General features: G+C 68.1%; 25 protein-coding genes. 14 read left to right on the top strand and 11 right to left on the bottom strand.

The genetic code is table 11. The annotated features are described in order from the left end of the window. Nucleotides 1-39: 39 nt before the first annotated feature. From BLV57_RS11050 to BLV57_RS11040, 3 genes are all read right to left on the bottom strand, one after another. Nucleotides 40-402 (bottom strand): hypothetical protein, encoded by a 363-nt coding sequence (locus tag BLV57_RS11050; protein WP_091288540.1) that lies wholly within the window; start codon nt 400-402, stop codon nt 40-42. After that, nucleotides 386-619, bottom strand: coding sequence for a DUF397 domain-containing protein (locus BLV57_RS11045; RefSeq protein WP_091288539.1), 234 nt, complete (start codon nt 617-619; stop codon nt 386-388). Before BLV57_RS11045 ends, BLV57_RS11050 begins: the two co-directional genes overlap by 17 nt. Before the next feature lie 229 nt (nt 620-848). Then, nucleotides 849-1,727, bottom strand: coding sequence for a helix-turn-helix domain-containing protein (locus BLV57_RS11040; protein WP_091288538.1), 879 nt, complete (start codon nt 1,725-1,727; stop codon nt 849-851). A 165-nt stretch (nt 1,728-1,892) separates the two neighbouring features. On the opposite strand from BLV57_RS11040, the gene BLV57_RS11035 reads away from it, so the two are divergent. Continuing rightward, nucleotides 1,893-2,729, top strand: a complete 837-nt coding sequence (locus BLV57_RS11035) for an SAM-dependent methyltransferase (RefSeq protein WP_091288537.1) — start codon at nt 1,893-1,895, stop codon at nt 2,727-2,729. A gap of 89 nt (nt 2,730-2,818) precedes the next feature. Here BLV57_RS11035 and BLV57_RS11030 read toward each other — a convergent pair whose 3' ends face one another. Continuing rightward, nucleotides 2,819-3,205: a sterol carrier family protein gene (locus tag BLV57_RS11030; protein WP_091288536.1), complete on the bottom strand. Its 387-nt coding sequence runs from the start codon at nt 3,203-3,205 to the stop codon at nt 2,819-2,821. Between the two features lie 63 nt (nt 3,206-3,268). Between BLV57_RS11030 and BLV57_RS11025 the strand changes: the two genes are divergently transcribed. The 9 genes from BLV57_RS11025 to BLV57_RS10985 all read left to right on the top strand — a co-directional run bounded on the left by BLV57_RS11025 (nt 3,269) and on the right by BLV57_RS10985 (nt 11,233). Continuing rightward, nucleotides 3,269-3,871, top strand: coding sequence for a type VII secretion system-associated protein (locus BLV57_RS11025; protein WP_091288535.1), 603 nt, complete (start codon nt 3,269-3,271; stop codon nt 3,869-3,871). Between the two features lie 68 nt (nt 3,872-3,939). Next, the gene (locus tag BLV57_RS11020; RefSeq protein WP_091288534.1) at nt 3,940-4,746 is read left to right on the top strand and encodes a lysozyme; all 807 of its coding nucleotides are present in this window, start codon (nt 3,940-3,942) and stop codon (nt 4,744-4,746) included. 177 nt (nt 4,747-4,923) lie between these two features. Further along, nucleotides 4,924-5,793, top strand: a complete 870-nt coding sequence (locus tag BLV57_RS11015) for a lysozyme (RefSeq protein WP_091288533.1) — start codon at nt 4,924-4,926, stop codon at nt 5,791-5,793. Between the two features lie 114 nt (nt 5,794-5,907). After that, nucleotides 5,908-6,882, top strand: coding sequence for a hypothetical protein (locus BLV57_RS11010; protein WP_091288532.1), 975 nt, complete (start codon nt 5,908-5,910; stop codon nt 6,880-6,882). A 21-nt stretch (nt 6,883-6,903) separates the two neighbouring features. Beyond that, nucleotides 6,904-7,935, top strand: a complete 1,032-nt coding sequence (locus BLV57_RS44230; protein WP_176968563.1) for a hypothetical protein — start codon at nt 6,904-6,906, stop codon at nt 7,933-7,935. 30 nt (nt 7,936-7,965) lie between these two features. Then, on the top strand, nt 7,966-8,466 hold the full coding sequence (locus BLV57_RS11000; protein WP_091288531.1) for a hypothetical protein: 501 nt from the start codon (nt 7,966-7,968) through the stop codon (nt 8,464-8,466). A gap of 56 nt (nt 8,467-8,522) precedes the next feature. Beyond that, nucleotides 8,523-9,311 carry a hypothetical protein gene (locus BLV57_RS10995; RefSeq protein WP_091288530.1) on the top strand — a complete coding sequence of 263 codons (789 nt, stop codon included), beginning with the start codon at nt 8,523-8,525 and terminating at the stop codon, nt 9,309-9,311. Between the two features lie 54 nt (nt 9,312-9,365). Next, complete coding sequence (locus BLV57_RS10990) at nt 9,366-10,067, top strand: hypothetical protein (protein WP_091288529.1); 702 nt, start codon at nt 9,366-9,368, stop codon at nt 10,065-10,067. A gap of 56 nt (nt 10,068-10,123) precedes the next feature. Beyond that, a complete protein-coding gene (locus tag BLV57_RS10985) occupies nt 10,124-11,233 on the top strand; it encodes a pentapeptide repeat-containing protein (RefSeq protein WP_091289083.1) in 1,110 nt (369 codons plus the stop codon). A 76-nt stretch (nt 11,234-11,309) separates the two neighbouring features. Here BLV57_RS10985 and purL read toward each other — a convergent pair whose 3' ends face one another. Continuing rightward, complete coding sequence (gene purL / locus BLV57_RS10980) at nt 11,310-13,520, bottom strand: phosphoribosylformylglycinamidine synthase subunit PurL (protein WP_091289082.1); 2,211 nt, start codon at nt 13,518-13,520, stop codon at nt 11,310-11,312. A 70-nt stretch (nt 13,521-13,590) separates the two neighbouring features. Here purL and BLV57_RS10975 point away from each other — a divergent pair, with 70 nt between their 5' ends. Genes BLV57_RS10975 through BLV57_RS10965 form a run of 3 tightly spaced genes read left to right on the top strand, consistent with a single transcriptional unit; the run spans nt 13,591 to nt 17,881 of the window. Continuing rightward, nucleotides 13,591-15,222, top strand: a complete 1,632-nt coding sequence (locus BLV57_RS10975) for an ABC transporter ATP-binding protein (protein WP_091288528.1) — start codon at nt 13,591-13,593, stop codon at nt 15,220-15,222. Continuing rightward, a complete protein-coding gene (locus tag BLV57_RS10970) occupies nt 15,219-16,949 on the top strand; it encodes an ABC transporter ATP-binding protein (protein WP_091288527.1) in 1,731 nt (576 codons plus the stop codon). Before BLV57_RS10975 ends, BLV57_RS10970 begins: the two co-directional genes overlap by 4 nt. A 59-nt stretch (nt 16,950-17,008) precedes the next feature. Then, on the top strand, nt 17,009-17,881 hold the full coding sequence (locus BLV57_RS10965) for an alpha/beta fold hydrolase (protein ID WP_091288526.1): 873 nt from the start codon (nt 17,009-17,011) through the stop codon (nt 17,879-17,881). Here the strand turns inward: BLV57_RS10965 and purQ are convergent. Genes purQ through BLV57_RS10950 form a run of 3 tightly spaced genes read right to left on the bottom strand, consistent with a single transcriptional unit; the run spans nt 17,848 to nt 19,156 of the window. Then, nucleotides 17,848-18,525 (bottom strand): phosphoribosylformylglycinamidine synthase subunit PurQ, encoded by a 678-nt coding sequence (gene purQ / locus BLV57_RS10960; protein ID WP_091288525.1) that lies wholly within the window; start codon nt 18,523-18,525, stop codon nt 17,848-17,850. The two genes, BLV57_RS10965 and purQ, sit on opposite strands and share 34 nt — an antisense overlap. After that, the gene (purS, locus tag BLV57_RS10955; RefSeq protein ID WP_091289081.1) at nt 18,522-18,761 is read right to left on the bottom strand and encodes a phosphoribosylformylglycinamidine synthase subunit PurS; all 240 of its coding nucleotides are present in this window, start codon (nt 18,759-18,761) and stop codon (nt 18,522-18,524) included. The genes purQ and purS overlap by 4 nt, the downstream gene beginning before the upstream one ends. Beyond that, entirely contained in the window at nt 18,761-19,156 is a 396-nt protein-coding gene (locus tag BLV57_RS10950; protein ID WP_245757260.1) for a L,D-transpeptidase, read from the bottom strand. Before BLV57_RS10950 ends, purS begins: the two co-directional genes overlap by 1 nt. Before the next feature lie 142 nt (nt 19,157-19,298). Between BLV57_RS10950 and BLV57_RS10945 the strand changes: the two genes are divergently transcribed. Then, entirely contained in the window at nt 19,299-20,867 is a 1,569-nt protein-coding gene (locus BLV57_RS10945; protein ID WP_091288523.1) for a GMC family oxidoreductase, read from the top strand. A 43-nt stretch (nt 20,868-20,910) separates the two neighbouring features. Here the strand turns inward: BLV57_RS10945 and BLV57_RS10940 are convergent, their stop codons facing one another. The 3 genes from BLV57_RS10940 to BLV57_RS10930 form a co-directional block, all read right to left on the bottom strand. Beyond that, entirely contained in the window at nt 20,911-22,452 is a 1,542-nt protein-coding gene (locus tag BLV57_RS10940; protein WP_091288522.1) for an APC family permease, read from the bottom strand. Continuing rightward, nucleotides 22,445-23,869: a gamma-aminobutyraldehyde dehydrogenase gene (locus BLV57_RS10935; RefSeq protein ID WP_091288521.1), complete on the bottom strand. Its 1,425-nt coding sequence runs from the start codon at nt 23,867-23,869 to the stop codon at nt 22,445-22,447. The genes BLV57_RS10940 and BLV57_RS10935 overlap by 8 nt, the downstream gene beginning before the upstream one ends. Before the next feature lie 98 nt (nt 23,870-23,967). Next, nucleotides 23,968-25,416: an NAD(P)/FAD-dependent oxidoreductase gene (locus tag BLV57_RS10930; protein WP_091288520.1), complete on the bottom strand. Its 1,449-nt coding sequence runs from the start codon at nt 25,414-25,416 to the stop codon at nt 23,968-23,970. Between the last annotated feature and the right edge of the window lie 339 nt (nt 25,417-25,755).

The raw sequence follows: 25,755 nt of genomic DNA, 5'->3' as shown, positions 1-25,755 counted from the left end.
ATGAACACTGTCGTGCGGGGCCTGAAGTCTTTAGCGTGACTAGGCGGAAGCGGCCAGCCACTGGGAGTCGCCCGGCAGCACCAGCGACCCCGGAATGTGGTCTTCCGGCAGGGCGAGCACCTCGGTCAGCACGGTCGCGACCGTGCCGGCCGACTGCCACAGCACCTTGCTCGGCTCGAGCACGTTTTCCTCGTCACCTGGCATGCGCATGGCGATCACGTCGTCCTCGTCGTCCAAGCGGACCACGTCGACCACGTTGTCGTGGGCGCGGATCCCGACGATCGCGAGCACTTCGCCGCGCGAGTTGCGCGGGTGCATGAACTGGTAGCCGCGAGCGACGAGCCGCCGCAGGCCGGTCTCGAAGTCGACGCAGGTGGTTTCGGCCTCAGCCGAGGACGTCATCGAATTCCCCGTCCTTCACGCCGCCGAGGAAGGCTTCGATCTCCGCCTTCGTGTAGACGAGTGCCGGGCCGGTCGGGAAACGCGAGTTGCGCATGGCGATGTCACCGTTGCCCAGCGTCGCCACCTCGACACAGTTGCCGACGGGTCCGCTGCGCTTGCTCTTGCGCCACTTGGCGTCGGTCAGCAGATCGGCCTGAATGCCGTTCACAATCTCCATCACGTCCACCCTCGTTCGATTTCGATCTCTCGGGCTTGCATCTGCATGTGCATCTGACTGTGAATTGAAGCTAGCACGTGTGCATGCGCAGGTAAATGCACGTGCAGAATTTCTTGCAAAGAAGTCGCAGAGTAGCGATCATGCTCGGTCAACTCACACTAATGGGTGACGAAAGGCCTGGTGAACAGGGACTTTCGCGTCTGGCCAAGAGGCTTCAAGCCGCGCTGGCTCAGATCTCGGCCAGGCGTTTCGCGAGAATCTGCCTGCTGCGATCCGGCGTTTCCGCGTCGACTGCCAGCCGGTCGAGTGAACGGCTGTAAGCCTCGATCTCGTCCAGCTTCTCGAGATAGAGCGCGCCGGTGAGGTGCTCGACGTAGGCGATGTTGGGCAGCTCCGGCTCGGCGAACCGCAGCAGTGCGAACGCGCCCTGCGCGGCGTACCCGCTGAGCCGGAACGGCAGGATCTGCACGGAGACGTTCGAGGTGCTGGTGATTTCGATGAGGTGCTCGAGCTGCTTGCGCAGTGCCTTGCTGCCGCCGATCGGCCGGTAGAGCACCGACTCGTCGACGACCGCCCATAGTCGCGGCGCGTTCGGCCGCTGCAGCAGCTTCTGCCGCCGCATGCGCAGCGCGACCCGGCGCTCGACGGCGTCGTCCGCGCTCTCCGGCCGTCCGTAGCTCGCGACGGCGCGCGCGTAGTCCTCGGTCTGGAGCAGGCCCGGCACGTACAGCGGCTCCCAGGTCTGGATCCGGGTCGCCGCCTCCTCGAGGCCGATGTAGTCGTTGAACCAGGTCGGCATGAGGTCGTTGTAGCGACGCCACCAGCCGGGCTGGTTCGACTCCTTGACCATGTCGAGGAACGCCGCGCGTTCACTCGATTCGGTGATCCCGTACATCGTCAGGAGGTCGGCGACATCTCGCTCTTTGAAGCCGACGCGGCCCAGCTCGAGCCTGCTGATCTTGGACTCGGAACCCCGGATGTTGTAGCCGGCTTCGGACCTCGTGATGGCGGCCTGTTCGCGTAGTCGTCGCAGCTGAGAGCCGAGGATCATCCGCCGGGCCGTCGGGCCCAGGTTCTGTTCTCCACCGGACGCGTTCACCGCGTTCATAACCCGACCTCTCGTGCGAACAGTGCGGCATTCAGGTACAGCCCGACTACTCAGCGTACCCGCCTGTGCATGACCGTCAAGGTCCAGCCGAAGTTTACGCGGCGAGCGCGTACCCTTACCGTACGTGTGGTCCGCGATATTCGACACAGTTTTGTGAGGCCGAGAATGCCCGGAGCCGCTCCTCCCACCGACCGACCAGCGCCCGTCGGCGTCGACCCTACCCGGGCGAGCATCGCTCGTGTCTACGACGCGTTCCTGGGCGGCAAGGACAACTACGAGATCGACAGGGAGACCTTCCGCCGCGTCAAGAGCGTCGCGCCGGAGGCCCAGGATCTCGCCGTCGAGAACCGCAACTTCCTGATCAGGGCCTGCCGCTTCATCGCCAACCAGACCGGCATCACGCAGTTCCTCGACTGCGGCTCCGGCCTGCCGACGGCGGAGAACACGCACCAGGTCGTCCAGCGCGTCAACCCGGACATCCGCGTCGTCTACGTCGACAACGACCCGGTCGTGCTCGCGCACGGCCGCGCGCTGCTCGAAGAGAACGACAACACCCACTTCGTGGCCGCCGACATCTTCAACCCGCGCGAGGTCATCGAGAACGCGGTGGTGCGCAAGCACATCGACTTCACCGAGCCGGTCGCGCTGCTGCAGCTCGGCACCCTGCACCACTACAACGGCCCCCGTGAGCGGCCCGCCGAGATCATGCGCGAGTACGTCGAGGCGCTGCCGTCCGGCTCGTTCGTCGCGATCAGCCACTTCTCCGACCCGGAGGACGAGCTGAGCGCGCTGGCCCGCAAGATGGAAGACGTCTTCCTGCACAGCCCGATGGGCTCGGGCACCTTCCGCACCCAGACCGAGATCGAGGAGCTGTTCCCCGGCCTCGAGATGGTCCAGCCCGGCGTCGTGCTGTGCGCCGACTGGTGGCCGGACGGCCCGCGGATCAAGGAGCTGAACTCGGCCCAGCGCACGATCTCGGGTGGCATCGGCCGCAAGCCGTAAGGCTTTCGCGAAGGCTCTTGAGCGTTCCGGACCTGCCCGGAGCGCTCACGAGCCTTTTGCTTTCTGCATCTTGCCCGCGTTTACGCAGCTCACGAGTCCAAGCGGACGATCGGGAGCCAGTGGGTGAGGTCGGCACGGGTGCCCGACGCGGTCGCGCGCCCGGTCTCCACCGCGTCCGTCCACTTGAGACGGCCGGTGGCCAGTTCCAGCCAGGTGCGCGGGTCGGTCTCGATCACGTTCGGCGGGGTTCCCCGAGTGTGCCGCGGACCCTCCACGCATTGCACCGCGGCGAACGGCGGGACCCGGACTTCGACGCTGCGCCCCGGCGCGTCCTGCGCCAATGTGCGCAGGCTCAGCCGGACGGCCAGCGCCAGTTCCGCACGGGCCGGATCGGGCCCATCTCCGCTCAACCAGGCCGAAAGCGCCTGCACGGCGGTGCGTAACTCACCGGGGTCAACCGAACGCGAAGAGGCCATGGGCAAACAGTAGAGTGACGCTCGAGACACGCACATCCAGCACTCGCCGACGTTGGGACACACATGGCGCCACGCGACGACGCAGACCGGTTGACCACAGCCGCGAAGCGGCCGGAGATCACCGAAGACATGCGCGCCAACGCGAGGGCGAATCCCAACAGCTGGCTCTACGTCATCGACGAGGCCTTCGATCCCAACGGGCCCGTGCCGAGCTGGGCCGTCGTCGGCGCGTACCCGGTGAACGGCGCAGGCGACATCGTCGAGGACTTCCACCCCAACGACCGGTACCGGCCTTCGCCGCAGGCGCTGGGTTTCCCGAAGCCGTCCAGCGACCTCGAGCGGTTGCTGCAGCTCGTGTACACGAAGCACCGCCCGGCCGAGGACCTGCCAGCCGCCATCCTGGACTCGACGCTGTTCGTCTACGCGATGTCGCCGATCCAGCGCACGGTGATCGGCTTCCACGACCCCGACGGCCGCGTGCTCGTGCCCGCGTACACCTCGAAGTCGATGGTGCCGCGCGAATGGCCGCACGCGCGCGCGGTGGTGGGGCGCGACATCGTGAAGCTGCTGGCCGGGCATCCGGTCGCGATCAACCCGCACGATCTCGTCACCGCTGTCGTCCCGGCAGAGCACCTGATCAGGGCGATCGCCGACGAAGAGCGGTAGAACGGCGTCACACCATCGAGTGACGACCGAGTCGCAGGAAGCGCTTCACCGAGGCATCGTGGCGAACCATGGTGGAGTGTAAGAGAAAACTGACCGCGATCCTGGGCGCCGGAATGCTGCTCTGGGGGCAGACCAGCCCGGCCGCCGCGACCACGCTCGATCCTTACGCAGGCGCGGAGGACAACTACGCGGGTTCGCAGATCGCACTGCACGAAGGCGTCGACGGTGTTCCGCACTACGACGTCGCCGAAGACCAGGTGCTCGGGCATGACGTGAGCGGGCACCAGGGTGACGTCGACTGGCCCGCGGCCGTCGGCGGCGGCGCCCGCTTCGTCTACATCAAGGCGACCGAGGGCACCGGGTTCCGCAACCCGCGCTTCGCCCAGCAGTACAACGGCTCCTATCAGAACGGCATGATCCGCGGCTCGTACCACTTCGCGCGGCCGGACGTCTCGAGCGGGGCGGAGCAGGCGAACTACTTCATCGCCAACGGCGGCGGCTGGTCCGGCGACGGCAAGACGCTGCCGGGCGCGCTCGACGCGGAGTACAACCCGTACGGCGAGACCTGTTACAACAAGTCCGGGCCGGACATGGTCGCGTGGATCAAGGACTTTTCGGAGACTTACCGTAACCGGACCGGCCGCTACCCGACCATCTACACGAGCACCAACTGGTGGAAGCGCTGCACCGGCAACAGTGCCGAGTTCCGCTTCAACCCGCTCTGGATCGCCCGGTACAACACCTTCATCGGCGAGCTGCCCGCCAGCTGGACCGTCCACACGATCTGGCAGTTCCAAGCCGCCGGCCCGCTGCCCGGCGACCAGAACTGGTTCAACGGCACGTTCGACCGGGTCCAGGCGCTGAGTTACGGGTAGCGCTCTGCCGTGTAAACGATTAACAACAAGTGATCTTGATATACCCGAAAATCACCCACACGACCGATGCAGTTCACGGAAAACGGTGACAAACGTCCCATCTTCGCTCACAATCAACGCCCGAGTGACTACCTGCAGTGTCACTCTCAGCGAGGGTACTTGTGAAGGGATGGGTGCATGTCCATTTCTCGAAGAGGCTCTAGGCGACTCGTCGCCCTAGCAGCCATCGCCGTCTCGACCGCCGCACTCCTGCAAGGCGTAGCGGTCCAGGCGGCGGCCGAACCGAGACCCGACGGTCAGGTGGCCGAACCGTTCAACGCCACCATGGGGTCGCAGATCAGGCGGGTCGAAGGAGACCAGTCCACGCCTGAATCGAAGGAAGCGGCGCAGAAGCCGCAGGGGGTGGACGCGAACGGCGTCCAGATCCAGGCGACGGTCGCCGGCATCGACGTCGCCAGCTATCAGGGCAACGTCGACTGGGCTTACTGGTGGGGTCAGGGCAAGCGGTTCGTCTGGACCAAGGCGACCGAAGGCACGTACTACACGAACCCGTACTTCGCGCAGCAGTACAACGGTTCGTACAACCAGGGTTTCATCCGCGGCGCGTATCACTTCGCCATCCCGAACGGCTCGACCGGCGCCGCGCAGGCCGACTACTTCCTGGCGCACGGCGGTGGCTGGTCCGGTGACGGCAAGACACTGCCCGGCGCGCTGGACATGGAGTACAACCCTTACGGCGCAACGTGTTACGGGCTGAGCCAGTCGGCGATGGGCGCGTGGGTCCGGTCGTTCCACGACCGCTACTACGCGCGCACCGGGCGCTGGCCGGTCATCTACACCTCGACGAGCTGGTGGAACCAGTGCGTCGGGTCGACGCAGAACTTCGGTGGCACGGTGCCGCTCTGGGTGGCGAGGTACTCCTCGTCGGTCGGGACGCTGCCGTACGGCTGGGGCTTCCACACCGTGTGGCAGTACACCTCGAGCCCGCTCGATCAGGACACCTTCAACGGTGCCTACGACCGGCTCCAGGCGCTGGCCAACGGCTGACCGGAATGAGATGAGCGGCTCCCGTCCGACAATGGCGTCGGACGGGAGCCGTTTTCGCGTGCGCTGCGTCCAACGGGCAGAATGCCGTTGACCAGCATCAGGAGGGGGAACTCCATGACCTACCCGCCGCAGCAGGGGCCGCCGCCGGGGCAGCAGCCCGGGCAATTCGGGCAGGGCCAGCCGTATCAGGGCCAGCCTTATCAAGGTCAGCCCTATCAAGGGCAGCAGTCGTTCGGTCAGCAGCAGTACCCACCCCAGCAGCAGTACCCCGGGCAGGGCTATCCGCCGCCGGGGCCGCCGCCGAAGAAGAAGACCGGCCTGATCGTGGGCATCTCGGCCGGGGTCGTGGTGTTGCTGGCGCTCGGCATCACCGGGTTCGTCGCGCCGGGGTTCTTCCTCGGCGACGACGCGGGCAGCACGAACGCGACCGGCTCGCCCGCCGACACCGCTTCGTCGTTCGTCACCGCGCTCACCGGGCACCACCAGGAGGCGGTCAGCGCGCTGTACTGCGCGGACGCTGACTCGAAGTCGCGGCAGTACGGCGTCGACATCGTCAACAAGAAGTTCACGGTCGCGCTCGACCAGCCGCCCACGGGCGACACGGCCGCGCTGACCGTGGACAACGCCGGCAAGAAGATCATGTTCGACGCCAAGCTCGCGAACCAGGGTGGCAAGTGGTGCGTCCAGAAGATGACGCTGGTCTTCGCCAGGAACCCGGGCGCCAACGGCGGCTCCCCGACCGGCGGGAAGACTTCGACGGCGCCGACCGCGGGCTCGGCGCCCGCCGCGGACCCGGCGCAGGGCCAGGAGCTCGCGCAGAAGTTCGTCGCCGCGGTCAACGCCAAGGACCAGGGCACCGCGCTCGGCTTCGGCTGCCAGCGCGCCGAGACGATGCTCAAGGCGGGCATCAACCGCCTGGGTGACAGCCCGGCGATCGCACTGGGTTCGGCAAAACCCGGGCCCGGCGGCTCGCTGTCCTTCACACTCACTGGCACCACCTCGGACGGGAAGACCGTCGGCGGGACCGTGCAGGTCACGAACAGCACCGGTACCTACTGCGTGCAGAACATGCTCGTGCTCGTCAACTGAATCACCAGAAAGGCACATCCGATGACCTATCCGCCGCAGCAGCCCGGTCAGCCATACGGGCAGCAGCCGGACCCGTACGGACAGCAGCAGGGCGGCGGATACCAGCAACCGCAACCCGGCTACCAGCAGCAGCCGGGTTTCGACCCGAACGCTCAGCAGCAGTGGGGCCAGCCGCAACCCGGCTACGACCCCAACGCGCAGCAGCAGTGGGGCCAGCAGCAACAGCAGCCGTACGGCGCCTATGACCCGAACACCCAGCAGTACGGGACGTTCGGCGGGCCGCCGGAGCCGCCGAAGAAGAGCAAGACCGGGCTGTTCATCGGCATCGGGATCGTCGTCGTGCTGCTGGTGGCGCTGGGTATCACCGGTTTCGTCGCGCCAGGGTTCTTCCTGAGCAAGGACAGCACCGAGGCGGCAGGGCCGGAGGCCACCGCGCAGTCCATCGTCAACGGCCTCAACGCCAAGGACAAGGCCTCGCTGACCGCGCTGAAGTGCGCCGACGCCGAGAAGGACATCGACGAGGTGCTCGCCGCGCTCGACACGGTCAGCAACGTCAAGCTGGACAAGCTCGACAAGAAGAGCGAGACCGAATACGTCGCCGCCGTGTCGATGGTCGTCAAGTCGAAGCCGGGCACCGCCACCGGCACGATCGTCAAGGCGGGCGACAAGTGGTGCTGGAAGCTGATCAGCAGGCTCAAGGTGGCTGGCGGGACGACGAGCGCGCCGAAGACCAGCGCCTCGGCCCCGACCTCGACCTCGGCGAAGCCGGCCAGCGGCGCGGGCGCGGCGGCGCTGAAGGAGTTCGTCGACAAGGTCAACGCCAAGGACAAGGCGGGTGCCATGGCGCTCGCGTGCGCCGACGCGAAGGACATCGAGAAGGACATCGACTCGGCCATCGCGGCCTCGCCGGAGCTCACGGTCGAGGCGAGTGGCGGTGATTTCCTCGTCACCGGGTCGATCCATGGCAAATTGAATGGCAAGGACGCGTCCGGCCTGATGCTGGGTGACAACACGAGCGGCAAGTTCTGCATCTCGGTGTTCGGCGTCTTCTAAGGCTTGCCAAGACGACAGGGGGACCCGGCAATGACCTACCCAGGCTGGCAGTACGCGCCGCCGCCACCACCGCCGAAGCCGAAGCGGACGGGGTTATGGGTAGGTCTGACGTTCGCCGCGGCGGTGCTGCTCGCACTGCTGATCACGGGGTTCGTCGCGCCGGGTTTCTTCCTGGGCAAGAACAAGCTCGACCCGGCGGCCGGCCCGTCGAAGACCGCGCAGGAGATCGTCGACGGGCTCAACCATCAGGACAAGGCCTCGCTGACCGGTCTCAAATGCGCGGACGCGGTGTCGAACGTCGACTCGGCGGTCAGGGCGGTGGACAAGGTCGACTCCGCGTCGGTGGACGGCGCGGTCGTGAAGGTCAGCGAGACCGAGTACCGGTCGACCATGCAGGTGAGCAGCCAGGGCAGCACGAACCCGTTCGTGAACACGATCGTCAGCGAGAATGAGCACTGGTGCTGGAAGAACATCTCCAACGGCGACAGTAGTGACTCTCCGCGATCACCGACGACGACCAAGTCCGCTTGAGACACAGCTTGGTCAACTTCTGGCTCTGAGGCCACTACCTGCGTAAACTGTTCGCCGTGAATGCGCGGGCCCAGACCGCGGCGGTCCTCGCCGTGGTGCTCGTCGCCGCTTTCGCGGTGACCGGATTCGTCACGCCGGGTTTCTTTCTCCAGCGTGACACCGCCGTCATGCCGGGAAGCGCGAGCACCGGTGGCCAGCCGTTGAGCGGGCCGGAGCAGTTCGCCGAGAAGGTGGTCGGCGCGTTCCAAACCCATGATTCCGCCGAGGTGGCCGGGCTGCTGTGCCCGGCGGTGACCTATCCGAACCGGGTCGCGGCCGACGCGCTGGTGGCAGAGCAGGTGACGTTCACCCTGGTACGGCCGCTCAAACAGCTCGGCGACCGCTACTACGACGCGACCGTCACGTTCAACGACGAGGGTCAGCCGTTCGAGGGATTCTCGGCGCTGCTCGCGGGCTCCGGCGAGGACTGGTGTGTCGACGGTGTGCGCCACCAGGCCGAGTACACCGCCGCCCAGCTCGACGCGGCGGTCGTCGCGATCACCCCGATGGTCGACGGGATCAACGCCGGCGACAGCTCATCGGCCCTCGCGGTCAAATGCGGCGCGCTCTCGGACGCCGACGTCGGCACCGTCATGCACTACGCGGACGGCAAGTCCGCGCTGGCGGCGAAGGCACTGCCCGGCATCGGCGACGTCGTGTACGACGACAGCGGCAATTCCGTCGGGATGACCATCCCGGTCACGGTCGACGGCAGCTACGACGGGGCGCCGGTGACGAACCGGGCATCCGTGCGGGTTGGTGACGGTCAGGACTGCGTGGCTTCGTTCTCCGTCGCGCGCGGCTAAAGTGGGTTTGTGGGGACTTTCAGCTGGGGAAAGGCCGTGTGTGCGGCCGGGGTAGTGGCCGTCGTAGCGACCGGGTGCGCCAAGGCGACGCCGTCGGCGCCGCCGCCGAGTAGCGCCGCGCCGCAGGTGGCCGCGCAGGCGCAGCTCGCCGAGCGCTTCGTGACGGCGTTGCGCGAGCACAAGGGCGACGAGGCCGACGGCATGCTGTGCCCGTCGACGACCACGCCGAGCCGCGAGACCACCAAGGAGCTCGCCACCGAGGACGCGCCGTTCACGCTCGAGAACAACCTCGCTTCCGTGGCCGACGGCAAGCTGCTGCGCGCCGTGGTCGACATGAGCCCGGCAGGTCAGCCGTATCGCGGGTTCTCCGCGCTCATCGACAGCTCCGCGGCTCAGCCGTGCGTGTACAGCGTCGGGCGGCGCGCGCAGTACCAGCAGGAAGACCTCGACGCCGCGCTGGCGATCGCGACCAAGCTGGTCGACGCGATCAACAAGGAGGGCGACGGCAAGTACGACCGTTGCCAGGCGATGACCGACGCCGAGGTCGGCAACCTCGGCAAGTACTTCGCCGACGGTAAGACCGGGAAGGTCACCGCGCGGCTGCCGGTTTCGGCGAACGACGTCGGTGACGGCGACGGCAAGTCGGTGCCGGTCGACATCGAGGGGACGTTCGGGGACGCGCCCGTGCACGACCGGGCGACCGTCAACGTCGGTCAGCACTGCATCGCGGCGTTCGCCCCGGTGGCGGCCAAGTGAGCAATTCCGGCTGGACTTGGCAGGCCGACCCTTTAAAGTGACGCCTCGTGGCGAAACTGCGCGTTCTGGTGAAGTCCCCGCTGGCAGGCACGTTCGCGTTGTCGTTGCTGCTGCTGGTGGCCGTCGGCGGCTGGCTGCTCAAGGATCCGAACACCACCCGCAGCGAGGCGCTGAAGACCGGCGGGCTCGCGGGCGGCGCGATCGTCGCGTTGTACGCGCTGTGGCTCAACGACCGGCGTCGCCGTGTCGAGGAGCGGCGGCAGGAAATCGAGCGGCAGCGCCACGATCTCGAGATGCGGCGCACCGAGCAGGACCGCGAGCGCATCTCGGACGAGCGCTTCGCGAAGTCCGTCGAGCTGCTGGGCAACGACGCCGACCAGGTGCGGGTGGGCGCGATGCACGCGCTCGCCGGTGTCGCGCGCAGCAGGCCCGAGTACACGCAGACGGTGCTCGACGTGCTGTGCTCGTACCTGCGGCGGCCCTACACACACGCTTGTTACGAGCAGTCCGGGCCAGCCACCGATCCTCATGATCGCGACGGGGTCACCGGGACGCCCGAGCAAGAACTCGAACTGCAGGTGCGGCTGACCGCCCAGCGCCTGATCGTCGACCTGCTGCCCGAGGCGGACGACGCCAAGGCGCCGGGCTACGACCTCGATCTGACGGGTGCGGCGGTCGAGTATCTCGATCTGTCCGGGCGCAAGATCGGCAAGATCCTGTTGCGCTACGCGGGTTTGCACAGCAGCACGAACCTGAGCGGCTGCCGGATACTGGGCCCGGCGTACTTCACCGCCGCCGGGTCGACCAGGGGCAGGCTCATCGGCTCTTTCCGTTGCCGTGACACGACTTTCCAGCAGCGCGCCTGGTTCAGCGGCACGATCTTCGGCGCGAAGGCCGACTTCCGCGGCGCCACCTTCGCTGGCGAGACGAACTTCAAGTACGCGGTGTTCGCGGGCGACGCGGACCTGAAGGACGTGACGTTCACCAACGGGTTGAGCCTGCACCAGACGCGGTTCGGCGGGCACGTGGACCTGACCTTCAAGCAGGCACCGAAGTCGCTGGAGCTGTACAACACCATGGTCGACCCCGACCAGGAGATCGCGCTGCCGCCGGAATGGAAACTCGAGCCACTCCGTGACGGCAAGGCCCGCATCGTGGTCGCGTAGGGCCCGGGGTCGGGCCCGGGATAAAGCGGGCTTTATCCCGGGAAGAGCGTCCGGGATAAAGCCCGCTTTATCCCGCTTAGGCGAAGAGCTTGGGGAGGGTGGCTTCCCAGGTTTCGCGGAGCTCGTCGAGGGTGAACTCCGTGATGCCTTGCAACTCAAGGGTTCCCGACTCCGGGTCGACCACGCCCGTCTTGCGCCACGGCAGGTAGCGCGCCTTGCACATCTCGGTGAAGCGCAGCTCCTCCGATCGGGGCACCGCGACCAGAATCCGGCCTGACGACTCCGAGAACAGCTGTACGAACGGGTCCGCGCGGTCGTCGAGGAACGCACGCGCGCCGCACTGTCCAATGAGGACCATCTCGACCAGAGCCTGTGCCAGGCCGCCGTCGGACAGGTCGTGCGCGGCCGAGATCATGCCGTCGCGTGAGCCCGCGAGCACCACGTCCGCGAGCAGTTTCTCGCGGGCGAAGTCGACCTTCGGGGGAACGCCGCCGAGGTGGCCGTGCAGCTGGGCCCAGGCCGAACCGTCGAGTTCGTCGAAGGTCTCGCCGAGCAGGATCAGCATCTCGCCTGGCTCGGAGCCGACGCCGGTGGGGATGCGGCGGGTGACGTCGTCGATCACGCCGAGCACGCCGACGACCGGGGTGGGCAGGATCGCGGTCGAGCCGGTCTGGTTGAAGAAGCTGACGTTGCCGCCGGTGACCGGGATGCCGAGTTCGACGCAGCCGTCGGCGATGCCGTGCACCGACCGCTCGAACTGCCACATCACGCCGGGGTCGGTCGGCGCGCCGAAGTTGAGGCAGTCCGACACCGCGACCGGGGTCGCGCCGCTGACCGCCACGTTGCGGTATGCCTCGGCCAGCGCCAGTTGCGAGCCGGCATACGGGTCCAGGTAGACGAAACGGCTGTTGCAGTCGGTCGAGACCGCGACGCCGCGGCCGGTCGACTCGTCGATGCGGATCATGCCGGAGTCGGACGGCTGCGCGAGCACCGTGTTGCCGCGCACGTACCGGTCGTACTGCTGCGTGACCCATTCCTTCGACGCCTGGTTCGGCGCGGAGATCAAGCGCAGCACCGTTTCCCGTAGCTCGGCGGCGCTCGACGGACGCGGCAGCGACGCCGAGGTGTCGGCGACCACGGCGTCCTGAGTGGACGGACGGGCGATCGGGCGGTCGTACACCGGGCCCTCGTGGGCGACCGTGCGCGGCGGCACGTCGACGACCGTCTCACCATGCCAGGTGATCACCAGGCGCTCGCCGTCGGTGACCTCGCCGATGTCGGTGGCGAGCACGTCCCACTTCTCGCAGACCTTCATGAAGGCGTCCACATCGGACGGTGCGACCACCGCGCACATGCGTTCCTGCGACTCGCTCGCGAGCACCTCGGCCGCAGTCATTCCCTGTGCGCGCAACGGAACCCGGTCGAGTTCGATGCGCATACCGCCGTCACCGGCCGCGGCCAGCTCCGAGGTCGCGCAAGCCAGCCCCGCGCCGCCGAGGTCCTGGATGCCGACGACCAGCTTGGCCGCGAACAGCTCCAGGCAGCACTCGATGAGCACCTTCTCCGTGAAGGGGTCGCCGACCTGCACGCTGGGCAGCTTCTTGCGGCCGGTGTCCGTGCCGAACGTGTCGCTCGCGAGCACGGACACGCCGCCGATGCCGTCGAGCCCGGTCCGCGCGCCGAACAGGATGATCCGGTTGCCGACGCCCGACGCGTGCGCCAGGTGCAGGTCCTCGACGCGCATCGCGCCCACGCACAGCGCGTTGATCAGCGGGTTACCCGCGTACGACTCGTCGAAGACCAGCTCGCCGCCGATGTTGGGCAGGCCGAGGCTGTTGCCGTAACCACCGATGCCCGCGACCGCGCCGGGCAGCACGCGGCGGGTGTCGGGCGCGTCGGCCGGGCCGAAGCGCAGTGAGTCGGCGACCGCCAGCGGGCGCGCGCCCATCGCCATGATGTCGCGCACGATGCCGCCGACACCGGTCGCCGCGCCCTGATAAGGCTCCACATAGGACGGATGGTTGTGGCTCTCGATCTTGAACGTGACCGCCCAGCCGTCGCCGGCGTCGACCACGCCCGCGTTCTCGCCGATGCCCGCGAGCATCGACGGCGTGGCCGTGCGCGCAAAGTAGCGCAAGTGCTTTTTCGACGACTTGTACGAGCAGTGCTCGCTCCACATCACCGAGTACATGGCGAGTTCCGCATCGGTCGGGTAGCGGCCGAGGATCTCGCGGATGCGGGCGTACTCATCGTCGGTCAGGCCGAGTTCGAGGTAAGGCTGCTGCACGACCCGAGCGTAGTCGGAGCCGGAAAAATCGGTCGCGCGGAGGCCGCCGGTGCGCTTAACGTCGATGATCGTGCTCTCCGCCACGTATTCCTTCCCCGCGATCAAGCTGCCCGCGCGCCTCACCGCCGGGCGGTACCTGCTCGCGCTGCTGCGCGCACGCGCGAAGGAAGCCGTCGCGGTGGCGTTGGCGGCCGCGCTGTGGTCACTGCCAGCCGCGGTGCTGCCGCTGGTGATCGGCAAGGGCATCGAGGCGATCACCGCCAAGAGCTGGCCGGACGTCTGGCGCTGGGCGATCATCGCCGCGCTGCTCGGCGTCGGCCAGACGGTGTTCGGCACGATCACCCACTTCATCTCCTACGGCAACTGGCTGCATGGCGCCTGCACGACCCAGCGCCTGGTCACCGAGCACACGGCGAAGCTCGGCGCGAGCCTGCGTGAGCGGACGACCACCGGGAACGTGGTCGCGATCGCCTCGTCCGACATCAACTACATCGGCAATGTGTTCGAGGTCATGGGCCGGGTGTTCGGCTCGGTGATCGCGTTCGTGGTGATCGGGATCGCACTGCTGACCAACTCGGTGCTGCTCGGCGTGGTCGCGCTGGTCGGCGTGCCGCTGGCGGTGCTCGGCATCGGCCCGCTGCTGGCCCCGCTGCAGAAGCGCAAGGCCGCCCAGCGTGAGGACCTCACCGACGTCAACGCGCTCGGCGCCGACATCGTGTCCGGCCTGCGGATCCTGCGCGGCGTCGGCGGGGAACGGCAGTTCCTCGGCCGGTTCCGCGAGGCCAGCCAGCGCGTGCGGCGCGCGGGTGTCGAGGTCGGACGCAGCGAGAGCCTGCTGGCCGCGGCCGAGATCGCGCTGCCGGGCCTGGTCACCATCGCCATCACCTGGCTCGGCGCGCAGCTCGCGCTCGACGGCACGATCACCGTCGGCGAGCTCGTCGCGTTCTACGGCGTTTCGGCGTACCTCGTGGTGCCGGTGATGACCGCGACCGAGGCGGCGAGCTCGATCAGTGGCGGTCTCGTCTCGGCGAAGAAGGTCTGCGGAATCCTTGCACTGGAGCCGAAACTGGTCGATCCCGCGCAGCCTGAGAAGCTCCCTGAAGGCGCACTGGACCTGTTCGACTCCGAGTCGGGCCTCACCATCGAGGCCGGGCGGCTGACCGTGATCGACGCGGGCGCGGCGGGCGAACCGCTGGCCGAAAGGCTTTCGAGGTTCGTCGACGCGGCTGAGGGTGAGCGGGTGCTGATCGGCGGAATCGAGGCCGACCGGGTCACGCTGACCGAGCTGCGGCGGCGCGTGGTGTTCGCGCACAACCAGGACATCTGGTTCTCCGGCATCCTGCGCGAGCAGGTCACGCCGCCGAACCCGAGCGAGGTCGGCGTCGCGGCGGCGCTGTTCGCGGCCGACGCCGAGGACATCGTCGAGGCACTGCCGAACGGGGTCGACGAGCTGATCGGCGAGCGTGGCCGCGAGGTCTCCGGCGGGCAGCGGCAGCGGCTGAACCTGGCCCGCGCGCTGGCCACCGACGCCGACGTGCTCCTGCTCGACGAGCCGACCTCGGCCGTCGACGCGCACACCGAGGCCCGCATCACCGAACGCATCGCCCATCTGCGTCAGGGAAAGACCACCGTCGTGTTCGCGCAAAGTCCCTTGTGGACACATGTGGCGGACCGTGTGATCAGCTTGAAGGTACCGGCATGAAACGACTTCCGCTCGCGTCACCGCGTGAGGTGCGTGGCTGGGTGCGTGCCACCGCGGCCGCCAACCGGCGTGAGTTCACGATCATGATGTCGATGTTCTGCCTGGCCACCGTGATCGGGCTGGCCGGCCCGCAGCTGCTGGGCCTGCTGGTCGACTCGGTGCTGGAAGGCACCACGGCTGGCCGGGTCAGCGTGCTGGCCGGGATCTTCGTGGTCGTGCTGCTGGCGCAGGCCTGGGTCAAGCGCGTCGCCCGCTACCGCGGCCGCGTGTTCGGCGAGCAGGTGCTGGCGCACAACCGCGAGCAGTTCGTGGCGAACGCGCTGACCCTGCCGCTCGGCACGGTCGAGGCGGCGGGCACCGGTGACCTGCTCAGCCGGGCGACCACCGACATCAGCCGGGTCGACTTCGCGGTGCGCAACGCCGCGCCGGAGATCCTCGTCGCGGTGATCTCCGTGGTGTTCACGCTGATCGCGATGGTGTTCACCTCGCCGCTGCTCTCGCTGGCCATGCTGATCTCGGCGCCGCTGCTGGTCTGCGTCAACGTCTGGTACCAGCGGCGGGTCCCTGCGGTCATGCAGTGGATGCTCGAACGCTGGGCCGACCTGAGCTCGACCATGCACGAGTCGGTCGAGGGCGCGCGGACGGTCGACGCGCTGAGCCTGCGTGCCCGCCGCGTCGAAGCCGGTCACGCCGCGCTCGACCAGGCTGTTTACGGCGAGCGCAGGCTGCGCGCGCTGCAGATGCGGTGGCTGCCCGCGCTGGAGATCAGCTACGTGCTGCCGCTGGCCGCGATGCTCGTGCTCGGCATGATCGCCTACGGCAACGGCTGGACCGGGCTCGGCACGATCGCCACCATGCTCGTCTACGTCCAGGTGATGGCGGGGCCGCTGAACGAGGCCCTGTTCTGGTTGGAGGACCTGCAGGTCGCGATGGCCGCGCTGCGCCGCGTGCTCGGGGTGAAGCCGGTCGAGCGCACCGGCCTGGTCTCGCGTGTCCCGGTCGGGCGCGACATCGAGGTCACCGGTGTGCGCTTCGGCTACAACGACGAGCGCGAGGTGCTGCACGGCATCGACCTGCACGTCCCGCGTGGCCAGCGGCTCGCGATCGTCGGGCCGTCCGGTGCCGGCAAGTCGACGCTCGGCAGGCTGCTCGCCGGGATCGCGGCGCCGACCGCGGGCTCGGTGCGCATCGGCGACGACGAGGTGTCCTCGCTGACCGACGACGTGCTGCGCGGCGAGGTGCTGCTGCTGACGCAGGAGCATCACGTGTTCGCGGGCACGCTGCGGGACAACCTGTGCCTGCCCGCGGGTTCGTGGTCGGACGCCGAGCTGCTGGCAGCGTTGGCGTCGGTCGGCGCGCTCGAGTGGGCGGAGTCGTTGCCGGACGGGCTCGACACCAAGCTCGGCTCCGGCGAGCAGGCGGTTCCCGCGGCGATGGCCCAGCAGCTCGCGCTCGCGCGGGTGGTGCTGGCCGACCCGCACACGCTGGTGCTCGACGAGGCGACCTCGTTGCTGGACACGGGCTCGGCGCGTGAGCTGGAGCGTTCGCTGAACGGCGTGCTCGAGGGCCGCACGGTCATCGCGATCGCGCACCGGCTGCACACCGCGGCCGCGGCGGACCGGGTCGCGGTCATCGAGGGCGGCCGGATCACCGAGCTCGGCAGCCATGCGGAGTTACTCGCCGCGGACGGGCCTTACGCACGCCTCGTACATGCGGCTTCAGCCTAGCTTTGGGTACGGCGTCCATGGCAAAGTGGACGTCGTACACAACATGCTTGGGGGCAAGTATGCCGGAACGGATCGTGCACGCCAACGGCGTCGAGCTCTGTGTCGAGACCTTCGGCGCGCCCGGTGACCCGGCGATACTGCTGCTCGCGGGTATGTCCAGCTCGATGCTGGTCTGGGAAGACGAGTTCTGCGCCCGGCTCGCGGCCGACCGCAGGTACGTCATCCGCTTCGACTACCGCGACACCGGCCGCTCGGTCGGGTATCCGCCCGGCGCACCCGGCTACGGCGGGCTCGACCTGGCCGCGGACGCGCTGGCGCTGCTCGACGAGCTCGGCGTGTTCAAAGCGCACTTCGTCGGCATCTCGATGGGCGGCGGCCTCGCGCAGCTGGTCGCCGCCGATCACCCCGAGCGGGTCGCGTCGCTGACGCTGATCTCGACCACCACCAGCGCGGAGTACGGCGACGACCTGCCGCCGATGACCGAAGAGCTGCTCGACTACTTCATGAACGCGCCGACGCCGGACTGGTCGAGCCGCGAGTCGATAGTCGACTACTGGGTCGAGCTGGACCGGCGGCTGGCCGGGTCACACGCCCGCGACGACGCCGCGTTGCGCGCGCGGGTGGAGCGCATGTTCGAGCGGACGGCGAACTACGAGTCGAGCATGACCAACCACAACGTGATGGACAAGACCTCCGGCGCGAAGCGGGACATCTCGGCGATCACCGCGCCGACGCTGGTCCTGCACGGCACCGAGGACCCGCTTTTCCCGCTGGAGCACGGGATCTACCTGGCTGGCAAGATCCCGGGCGCCGAGCTGGTGATGCTGGACAAGGTCGGCCACGAGCTGCCGCGCACGGCCTGGGACGTCGCCGTCCCGGCCATCCTCGCGCACGTCTCTCAGACGTTGACCAGGGTGTCGACCACCGAATAGAACATGCCGAGCCCGTCGTCGGACGGGCCGGTGAGCGCGTCGATCGCGTGCTCCGGGTGCGGCATCAGGCCGACCACCCGGCCGTTCTCGCTGCGGATGCCCGCGATGTCGTTGCGTGAGCCGTTCGGGTTGCCGTCGACATACCGGACCACCACCCGGTTTTCGGCCTCCAGCTCGTCCAAAGTGGACTGCTCGGCCACATAGCAGCCGTCGATGTTCTTCATCGGGACGAGGATCTCGGCGCCCTGCTCGTACCGGCCGGTCCACGCGGTCTCGGTGTTCTCGACGCGCAGCCACTGGTCACGGCAGATGAAGTGCAGGCCCGCGTTGCGGACCATCGCGCCGGGCAGCAGCCCGGCCTCGCACAGGATCTGGAAGCCGTTGCAGATGCCGAGCACCGGCAGCCCCCGGCGCGCGGCCTCGATCACCGAGGTCATGACCGGCGCGAACCGGGCGATGACGCCGGCGCGCAGGTAGTCGCCATAGGAGAAGCCGCCGGGGATGATCACCGCGTCGACACCCTTGAGGTCGGCGTCGGCGTGCCAGAGGCTCACGGCCTCCGCGTCGGCGTAGCGCACCGCGCGGGCGGCGTCGCCATCGTCGAGGCTGCCGGGAAAGGTGATGACGCCGATCCGCGCGCTCACGCGTCGACCCGGCGGACGGTCCACTGCTCGATGACCGGGTTCGCGAGGAAGCCCTCGGCGATCTTGGCCAGCGTCTCGTCGTCGACCGTGTCGTCGACCTCGAGCTCGAAGTGCTTGCCCTGGCGTACCGCGGTGACGCCGTGGAAGCCGAGGCGCGGGAGCGCCCCGGCTACCGCCTGCCCCTGCGGGTCCAAGATCTCCGGCTTGGGCATCACGTCCACGACAACTCGCATGATCAGGAGACTACTTGGACGATGTCCCCTGGCTGGAGGGTGTTGAAGAAGGTCACAGCCGCGGGCTTGGACAAGTGCACGCACCCGTGCGACTTCACCTTCAGGCTGCCCTGGTGGAACGCGATGCCGTTGGTGGTGAAGAAGACCGAGTACGGCATCGGGCCGTTGAACTGCTTGCTGTAGTGATCGATGTCCTTGTACTGGACATGGAAGGTGCCGGTCGGCGTGGCGTAGCCCTTACGGCCGGTGGTGACCGGGACACCGCCGTAGGTGACTTCCCCGTTGTCCATCAGCCACGCGGTGTTCGTATGGAGCTGTAAGCAGGCCTTGGCTTGCGCCGAACACGGTGCGCCCGCCGCCTGCGCGGGTGTCGCGATGAGAGCCGTCGTAGCCGCCATGCCTGCTACGAGTGTCGCTGCTGTCCTCCACTTCATGACTTGCCTCCCGATTGGGTGTGTAATCAGGGTGCCCCGGAGCGTCACTTTTCAATCGGGGCGAGGTGTGGTTTATTGACACAGCGCCAACTAGCTGGAGGCCAACGTGGAGTCCTTCGATTACGTCATCGTCGGTGCGGGCAGCGCGGGCTGTGTGCTGGCGAACCGCCTGAGCGAGGACCCGGCGGCGAAGGTGCTGCTCCTCGAGGCGGGTGGCGAGGACACCGCGGACGAGATCCACATCCCGGCGGCCTTCGCGGCGCTGTTCAAGACCCAGTGGGACTGGAACTACGAGACGGTCGAGCAGAAGCACACCGGCAAGACCGCGTACTGGCCACGCGGCAAGGTGCTCGGCGGCTGCTCCTCGATCAACGCGATGATCTACATCCGCGGCAACCGCGCGGACTACGACAACTGGCGCGACGCGCACGGCTGTGCGGGCTGGGGCTTCGACGACGTGCTCCCGTACTTCAAGCGCGCCGAGGGAAACCAGCGCCTCGGCGGCGAGCTGCACGGCACGGACGGCCCGCTGCACGTCGAAGACCGGCGTTTCACGCACGAGCTTTCCGAGGCCTGGGTGGACTCGGCGGTCGCTTGGGGCCTGAAGCGCACGGACGACTTCAACGGCGTCTCGCAGGAAGGCGCCGGGCAGTATCAGGTGACCTGCAAGAAGGGGCAGCGCTGGTCGACGGCCGACGCCTACCTCCGGCCTGCGCTGGGGCGCCCGAACCTAACCGTGCGCACCAACGCCCAGACGACCCGGGTCCTGCTCGAGGGCACCCGCGCGGTCGGGGTTTCGTACCTGTCCGGCGGGGTTTCGGTCGACGTGCGCGCGTCGGCCGAGGTCGTGCTGTGCGGCGGCGCGATCAACTCACCGCAGCTGCTGATGCTGTCCGGCATCGGCCCGGCCGAGCACCTGCGTGAGCATGGCATCGACGTCGTCGTCGGCCTGCCCGGTGTCGGCGAGAACCTGCACGATCACCCGGCCTGCGGCATCATCTGGTCCACTAAGGACACTTCGGACATCGTCGACTCCGCGACCCCGGCCGGGATGATCCGCTACAAGCTGACCAAGCGTGGCCCGCTGTCGTCCAACATCGGCGAGGCGGGCGCGTTCTACTCGACGCTGTCGGAGTCGGCGCCGCCGAACATGCAGATCCACGTGGCCCCGACCTTGTTCTACGACAACGGTTTCCGCGAGCCGACCACGCCCGGCTTCACGTCCGCGGCGACGCTGGTCGACGTCGCGAGCCGAGGCCGTCTCCGGCTGAAGTCCGCGAACCCGTTGTGGCGCCCGCTGCTGGACCCGGCCTATTACGCCGAATCCGCCGACTTCGACGCGATGCTCCAGGGCCTGCGCGACCTGATCGAGATCGGCAAGTCCGGCCCGCTCGCCCGTTACCTGGACAAGCCGTTCCTGCCGGACCACCACGACCTCACCGACGACGAACTCGCCGAGCACACCCGCGAGAACACGCAGACCCTCTATCACCCGGTCGGCACCTGCGCGATGGGCTCCAGCGAGAACGCGGTCGTGGACTCGTCGCTGCGGGTCCGCGGCGTCGACGGCCTGCGCGTCGCGGACGCGTCGGTGATGCCCGTCGTCCCGCGCGGCAACACCAACGCCCCCACGATCATGGTCGCCGAGAAGGCCGCCGACCTCATCCGCGGCTAAAGGACTCGTGAGTGATATGGCCGGTTCTAACCGGTCAAAACACTCACGACCCCCTCGGCGTGATGGCGGCTTCGTCGCCGTGGACGAAGCCGCGCGGCAGCCGCCGTCCGGCGAAGAAGTCGCGGCAGGCCCGGTGGATCACCAGCATCAGCGGCACCCCGAGGAAGATCGCCACCACGCCGATCACCGCGGGCCCGCCGATGCCGAACACCGTCGTCTCGCCCGCGTCCGGCTTCGCGTACTCGATCAGCGCCGCCACCAGGATCACCGCGAAGAAGATCCCGCCGACGAACGGGAAGACCCCGCGCAGGAAGAAGTTGCGCACGCTCGCGAACAACGTCTTGCGGAACACCCAGACGCACGCGAGCGCCGTCGCCGTGTACTCGATGGCGATCGTCAGCCCGACCGCGTCGACCGAGTCGGACAGGATGTTGTCGCTCCACAGCGACAAGCCGACATAGAGCACAAAGGACACGAGCCCGAACACCCAAGTCGACACCGACGGCGTCTGGAAGCGCGGGTGCACCTTCGCGAACGACCTGGGCAGCGCGCCATGGCTGGCCATCGAGAGCATCGTGCGCGCGGCGGGCATCACCGTCGCCTGCGAGGCCGCCGCAGCGCTGGTCAGCACCGAGATGACCAGCAGGAAGCCCATCACCGCGCCGAAGCCGTTCGACCCGAACACGGCGTCGCCGAGCCCGGCGAGCACGTCGTCGGCGTTCTTCTCGTTGCCGAGGCCGATCCCGTCCGTGCCGACCCCCGCGAAGGACAGCGCGGCGATCGTCACCAGCAGGTAGTTGACCACCAAGAGCACCGTGGACAGCACCGCCGCCTTGCCGGGCCCGCGCTTCGGGTCGGCCGACTCCTCGTTCACCGACACCGAGCTTTCCCAGCCCCAGTAGATGAACACGGCCAGCAGCACCGCCGAGACGAACGACGAGAACCCGATGCCGGACGGCCACAGCCAGCTCCACGAAGGCGTCGTCGCCTGGTCACCTGCCGTCCCGCTGAACACGCGGACCAGCGCGACCACCGAGAACACAGCCAGCACCACCAGTTCCACGGCCAGCAGCACCCACTGCACCCGCGCGGAGATCTCGATGCCCCGGAAGCACAGGTAACACAGCAAGATCAGCCAGAGCACGCCGACCGCGGTGGTCACCACGCGGTTGTTGGCCAGCTCGTCGGCGCCGAACAGCAGCAGCGTGTACTTGCCGGAGATGGCGGACTGGCTGGTCATCACCAGCAGCTGCGCGACCGTCACCACCCAGCCGGTCAGCCAGCCGACGCGGCTGCCGAACGCGCGCGTCGCCCAGGTGAAGTTGGTGCCGCAGTCCGGTTCGACCGAATTCAGCTCGCGGAACGCGAACGCCACGAACAGCACCGGGATGAACGCGAGCAGCACCAGCGACGCCGCCTTGAACCCCGTGCCCGCCAGCACGATCAGCCCGAGCGTCGCGGCGATCGAGTAGGCGGGCGCCGTCGACGACATGCCGATGACCACCGAGGACATCATGTTCAGCGCGCCGGTGCGCAGGCCCTTGCCCGCGGGCGCCTCGACCTTGGTCAGCACCGTCTCAGCCATGGGAGAACACCGTCCGGTGCCATGGCTTACGCGCGACGCCGGTGTTCTCGCTCATCACGTGTTTCACGACGGTGTACTCCTCCAACGCGTAGGACGACATGTCCTTGCCGTACCCGGACGCCTTCATCCCGCCGTGCGGCATCTCGCTCACGATCGGGATGTGATCGTTGATCCAGACGCACCCGGCGGCGATTTCCCTGCTGGCTCGCCCCGCGCGGAACACGTCGCTGGTCCAGGCGGAAGCCGCCAGACCGTATCGGGTGTCGTTCGCCAGCGCGAGCCCCTGGTCGTCGGAATCGAAGGGCACCGCGGCGAGCACCGGCCCGAACACCTCGTCCTGCACGATCTCGGACTCGTGCGCGGCGCCGACGATGAGCGTCGGCTCGTAGAACGCGCCACGCGGGGCGCCGCCACCGACGACCGCCTTCGCGCCCTGGTCGAGCGCGCGGCTGACGAAACCGTGCACCCGCTCGGCCTGCGTGGCCGACACGAGCGAGCCCAGGTCGGTGGCGGGGTCCTCGGGGTTGCCCATCTTGACCGACCGCATCACCTCGGCGACACCTTCGACGAAGGCGTCGAACAGCGGCCGCTGGACGTACGCGCGGGTGGCGGCGGTGCAGTCCTGGCCGCCGTTGAGCAGCGCTCCGGCGACGGCGCCGTGCACCGCGGCTTCGAGGCTCGCGTCGTCGAAGACCAGGAACGGGGCCTTGCCGCCGAGTTCGAGGTGGACCCGCTTCGGCGCGCGGGCGGCCAGTTCGGCGATCCGCCTGCCGACCGGGGTCGAGCCGGTGAACGAGACCATGTCGACGTACTCGTGGCTCACCAGCGCCTCGCCGACGTCGCGGCCCCGGCCGATGAGGACGGTGAGCAGCCCGTCGGGCAGCCCGGCGTCCGCAAACGCTTGCGCCAGCATGACCGTGGTCAGCGGGGTGATTTCGGCGGGCTTGATGACCACCGCGTTGCCCGCCGCGAGCGCCGGGAAGACCTTCCAGCCCGCCATGTTCAGCGGGTAGTTCCATGGCGCGATCGAGCCGATCACGCCCACCGCCTCGCGGCGGATCGTCGAGGTGTGGTCGGCCGAGTACTCGCCGGACGCCTTGCCCTCGAGCGAGCGGACCGCGCCCGCGAAGAACGCGGCGTTGTCGATGGTGCCGGGGACGTCGAATTCCTTCGACAGCTTGATCGGCTTCCCGCACTGCCTGGTCTCGGTCAGCGCGAACTCGTCGGCGCGCTCCTCCAGGAGGTTCGCGACCTTCAACAGGACCGCCGCGCGCTCGCCGGGTGAGGTACGGGCCCAGTCGCGTTGCGCGTCGCGGGCCTTCCGGACCGCGACGTCGACGTCGGCGACTTCGGCGAGCTGGATCTGTTCGATCAGCTCTCCGCTGGCAGGGTTGGTGATCGCGAAAGACTCGGCCATGGGCGTCGATGGTGACAGCCGAACAAGGTCAAGACAAGCTTTTCCGCTGAATTAAGTTCGTCAAACTACGTATTCGGTAGTTGCTTGACCTTCTTGGACTAGGAATCGAAGCCGAGACCGCACCGGTCGAGTGTCCGGAGCCAGAGGTTGCGGCGGCCGCTGTTGGCGTCGGCCCGGTTGAGCGACCACCTGGTCAGCTGGATCCCGATCCAGCGGAACGGCTCCGGCGGCAGCGGCAACGGCTTCGAGTTCATCAAGTGCAGCCGCGAGCGGTCGGTGTAGCGGCCGTAGAGCTGGTCGAGCAGCGCGCCGGCGGCGAACCGCGTCGCGCCGACGCCGAGGCCGGTGAAGCCGAGCGCGTAGCCGAGCCGTCCGCCCATCGCGGTGCCGACGAACGGGCAGAACCGGCTGCAGGTGTCGATCACGCCACCCCACCTGTGCGTGAATTTGATGCCCGCGAGCTGCGGGAACGTCTCGAAGAAGTGATCGGCGAGCACGGCGTAGGTGTCGGCGCGCAGCGTCAGCTCGCTGCGGACGGGGCCGCCGTAGTAGTAGATCGCGTCGTAACCGCCCCAGAGGATCCGGTTGTCCTCGGTGAGGCGGTAGTAGTGGAACTGGTTGGCCGAGTCGCCGACGCCCTGTCTCGCCTTCCAGCCGATGCTGTCGAGCTGCGCCTGGGTGAGCGGCTCGGTGACGAGCACGTAGTCGTACACCGGCACGATGTAGTTCTTGAGCCGCTTGAGCAGCGGCGGAAATCCGTTCGTGGCAAGGATTCCGCGGGCCGCGCGGACCTTGCCGTACGGCGTGCGGACCTCGATCCCGTTGCGGACCTCGTCGAGTTCCAGCGCCTTGGTCCACTCGTAGATCCGGACGCCGAGCTCGAGGCAGGCTTCGCGCAGGCCCCACGCGAGGCGGGCCGGATCGAGCATCGCGACACTGCGCGGCATGTAGAGCGCGCCGAGGTAGGTCGGCGAGTTGACCTCCGCGCGGGTCTCGGCGGCGTCGAGCAGCGCGACGTCATGGCCGAGCGCCTCGGCGAGCATGGCCGAGCGGGCGAGTTCGTCGAGCTGCCACGGCTCGGTGGCGACGTCCAGCTCGCCGGAACGCTGGAAATCGCAGTCGATGCCGTACTTTTTGACGGCCGCTTCGATTTCGTCGAGATTCTCGAGCCCCTGCTTTTCCAGCTCGGGCATTTCCTTTTCGAAACGGTCGATGCCGTTGAGGATTCCGTGCGTCAGACTGGACGCGCAGAAGCCGCCATTGCGGCCGGACGCGGCCGAGCCGCACGTGTCGGCTTCGATCAGCACGACGTCCAGCGTCGGGTCGTTTTCCTTGGCCTGCAAGGCGGCCCAGAGTCCGGTGTAGCCGCCGCCGATGATGACGAGGTCCGCCGTGGTGTCCGCGGTCAGCGCGGAACAAGGCTCGGGCGCCGGTTGATTGTCGAACCAGAACGGTCGCGGCGCGGCGTCTTTCAACGCGTCCAAATGCGGGGTCTTGGTGGTGCTCGGCGTGCGGATATGACGGCGCGCAGGAAGAAAGCTGGTCATGATGAATTCCTTGGGAGAGGGTACGGGAAGCGGGACTTCCGACCCTTAACCGCCGAGCTGGCGACCCCCGCCGCAGCGCGCGAACCAGCGCACGCCGAGCCCACCTGGTGCGCAATCGCGACATCCCAAGCCGGTCACGGCGATCCACCTCCATGGATATTCGCGCCCTCAGGCTATCACATCTCGCCCCGTTCGGGTGATGATTCAGCTGCTACCGACCTGTTTGGCTACGATTTTCGCTTGGTCACGCTGGTTGGACACCGAAAAGGGCCAATGTGGCGGGCGGCCCCACGCCTGTCCGACAACTCGCTACGCTGCGGCGAACTCTTTTCGCGTAGG

This window comes from Amycolatopsis xylanica (assembly GCF_900107045.1).
Classification (GTDB): domain Bacteria; phylum Actinomycetota; class Actinomycetes; order Mycobacteriales; family Pseudonocardiaceae; genus Amycolatopsis; species Amycolatopsis xylanica.
The sequence above is the reverse complement of the archived record's forward strand: the minus strand, read 5'-3'. Positions and strand labels throughout refer to the sequence as shown.

Excerpts from the sequence above, each read along its gene's own strand:
- BLV57_RS11015 (WP_091288533.1), top strand. The coding sequence starts at position 4,924 with ATGTCCATTTCTCGAAGAGGCTCTAGGCGACTCGTCGCCCTAGCAGCC.
- BLV57_RS11025 (WP_091288535.1), top strand. The coding sequence starts at position 3,269 with ATGGCGCCACGCGACGACGCAGACCGGTTGACCACAGCCGCGAAGCGG.
- BLV57_RS44230 (WP_176968563.1), top strand. The coding sequence starts at position 6,904 with ATGACCTATCCGCCGCAGCAGCCCGGTCAGCCATACGGGCAGCAGCCG.
- BLV57_RS11000 (WP_091288531.1), top strand. The coding sequence starts at position 7,966 with ATGACCTACCCAGGCTGGCAGTACGCGCCGCCGCCACCACCGCCGAAG.
- BLV57_RS10950 (WP_245757260.1), bottom strand. The coding sequence starts at position 19,156 with ATGGCGGCTACGACGGCTCTCATCGCGACACCCGCGCAGGCGGCGGGC.
- BLV57_RS11050 (WP_091288540.1), bottom strand. The coding sequence starts at position 402 with ATGACGTCCTCGGCTGAGGCCGAAACCACCTGCGTCGACTTCGAGACC.
- BLV57_RS11045 (WP_091288539.1), bottom strand. The coding sequence starts at position 619 with ATGGAGATTGTGAACGGCATTCAGGCCGATCTGCTGACCGACGCCAAG.
- BLV57_RS11035 (WP_091288537.1), top strand. The coding sequence starts at position 1,893 with ATGCCCGGAGCCGCTCCTCCCACCGACCGACCAGCGCCCGTCGGCGTC.
- BLV57_RS10935 (WP_091288521.1), bottom strand. The coding sequence starts at position 23,869 with ATGGCCGAGTCTTTCGCGATCACCAACCCTGCCAGCGGAGAGCTGATC.
- BLV57_RS10940 (WP_091288522.1), bottom strand. The coding sequence starts at position 22,452 with ATGGCTGAGACGGTGCTGACCAAGGTCGAGGCGCCCGCGGGCAAGGGC.
- BLV57_RS11010 (WP_091288532.1), top strand. The coding sequence starts at position 5,908 with ATGACCTACCCGCCGCAGCAGGGGCCGCCGCCGGGGCAGCAGCCCGGG.
- BLV57_RS11030 (WP_091288536.1), bottom strand. The coding sequence starts at position 3,205 with ATGGCCTCTTCGCGTTCGGTTGACCCCGGTGAGTTACGCACCGCCGTG.
- BLV57_RS10970 (WP_091288527.1), top strand. The coding sequence starts at position 15,219 with ATGAAACGACTTCCGCTCGCGTCACCGCGTGAGGTGCGTGGCTGGGTG.
- BLV57_RS10965 (WP_091288526.1), top strand. The coding sequence starts at position 17,009 with ATGCCGGAACGGATCGTGCACGCCAACGGCGTCGAGCTCTGTGTCGAG.
- BLV57_RS10930 (WP_091288520.1), bottom strand. The coding sequence starts at position 25,416 with ATGACCAGCTTTCTTCCTGCGCGCCGTCATATCCGCACGCCGAGCACC.
- BLV57_RS11020 (WP_091288534.1), top strand. The coding sequence starts at position 3,940 with ATGGTGGAGTGTAAGAGAAAACTGACCGCGATCCTGGGCGCCGGAATG.
- BLV57_RS11040 (WP_091288538.1), bottom strand. The coding sequence starts at position 1,727 with ATGAACGCGGTGAACGCGTCCGGTGGAGAACAGAACCTGGGCCCGACG.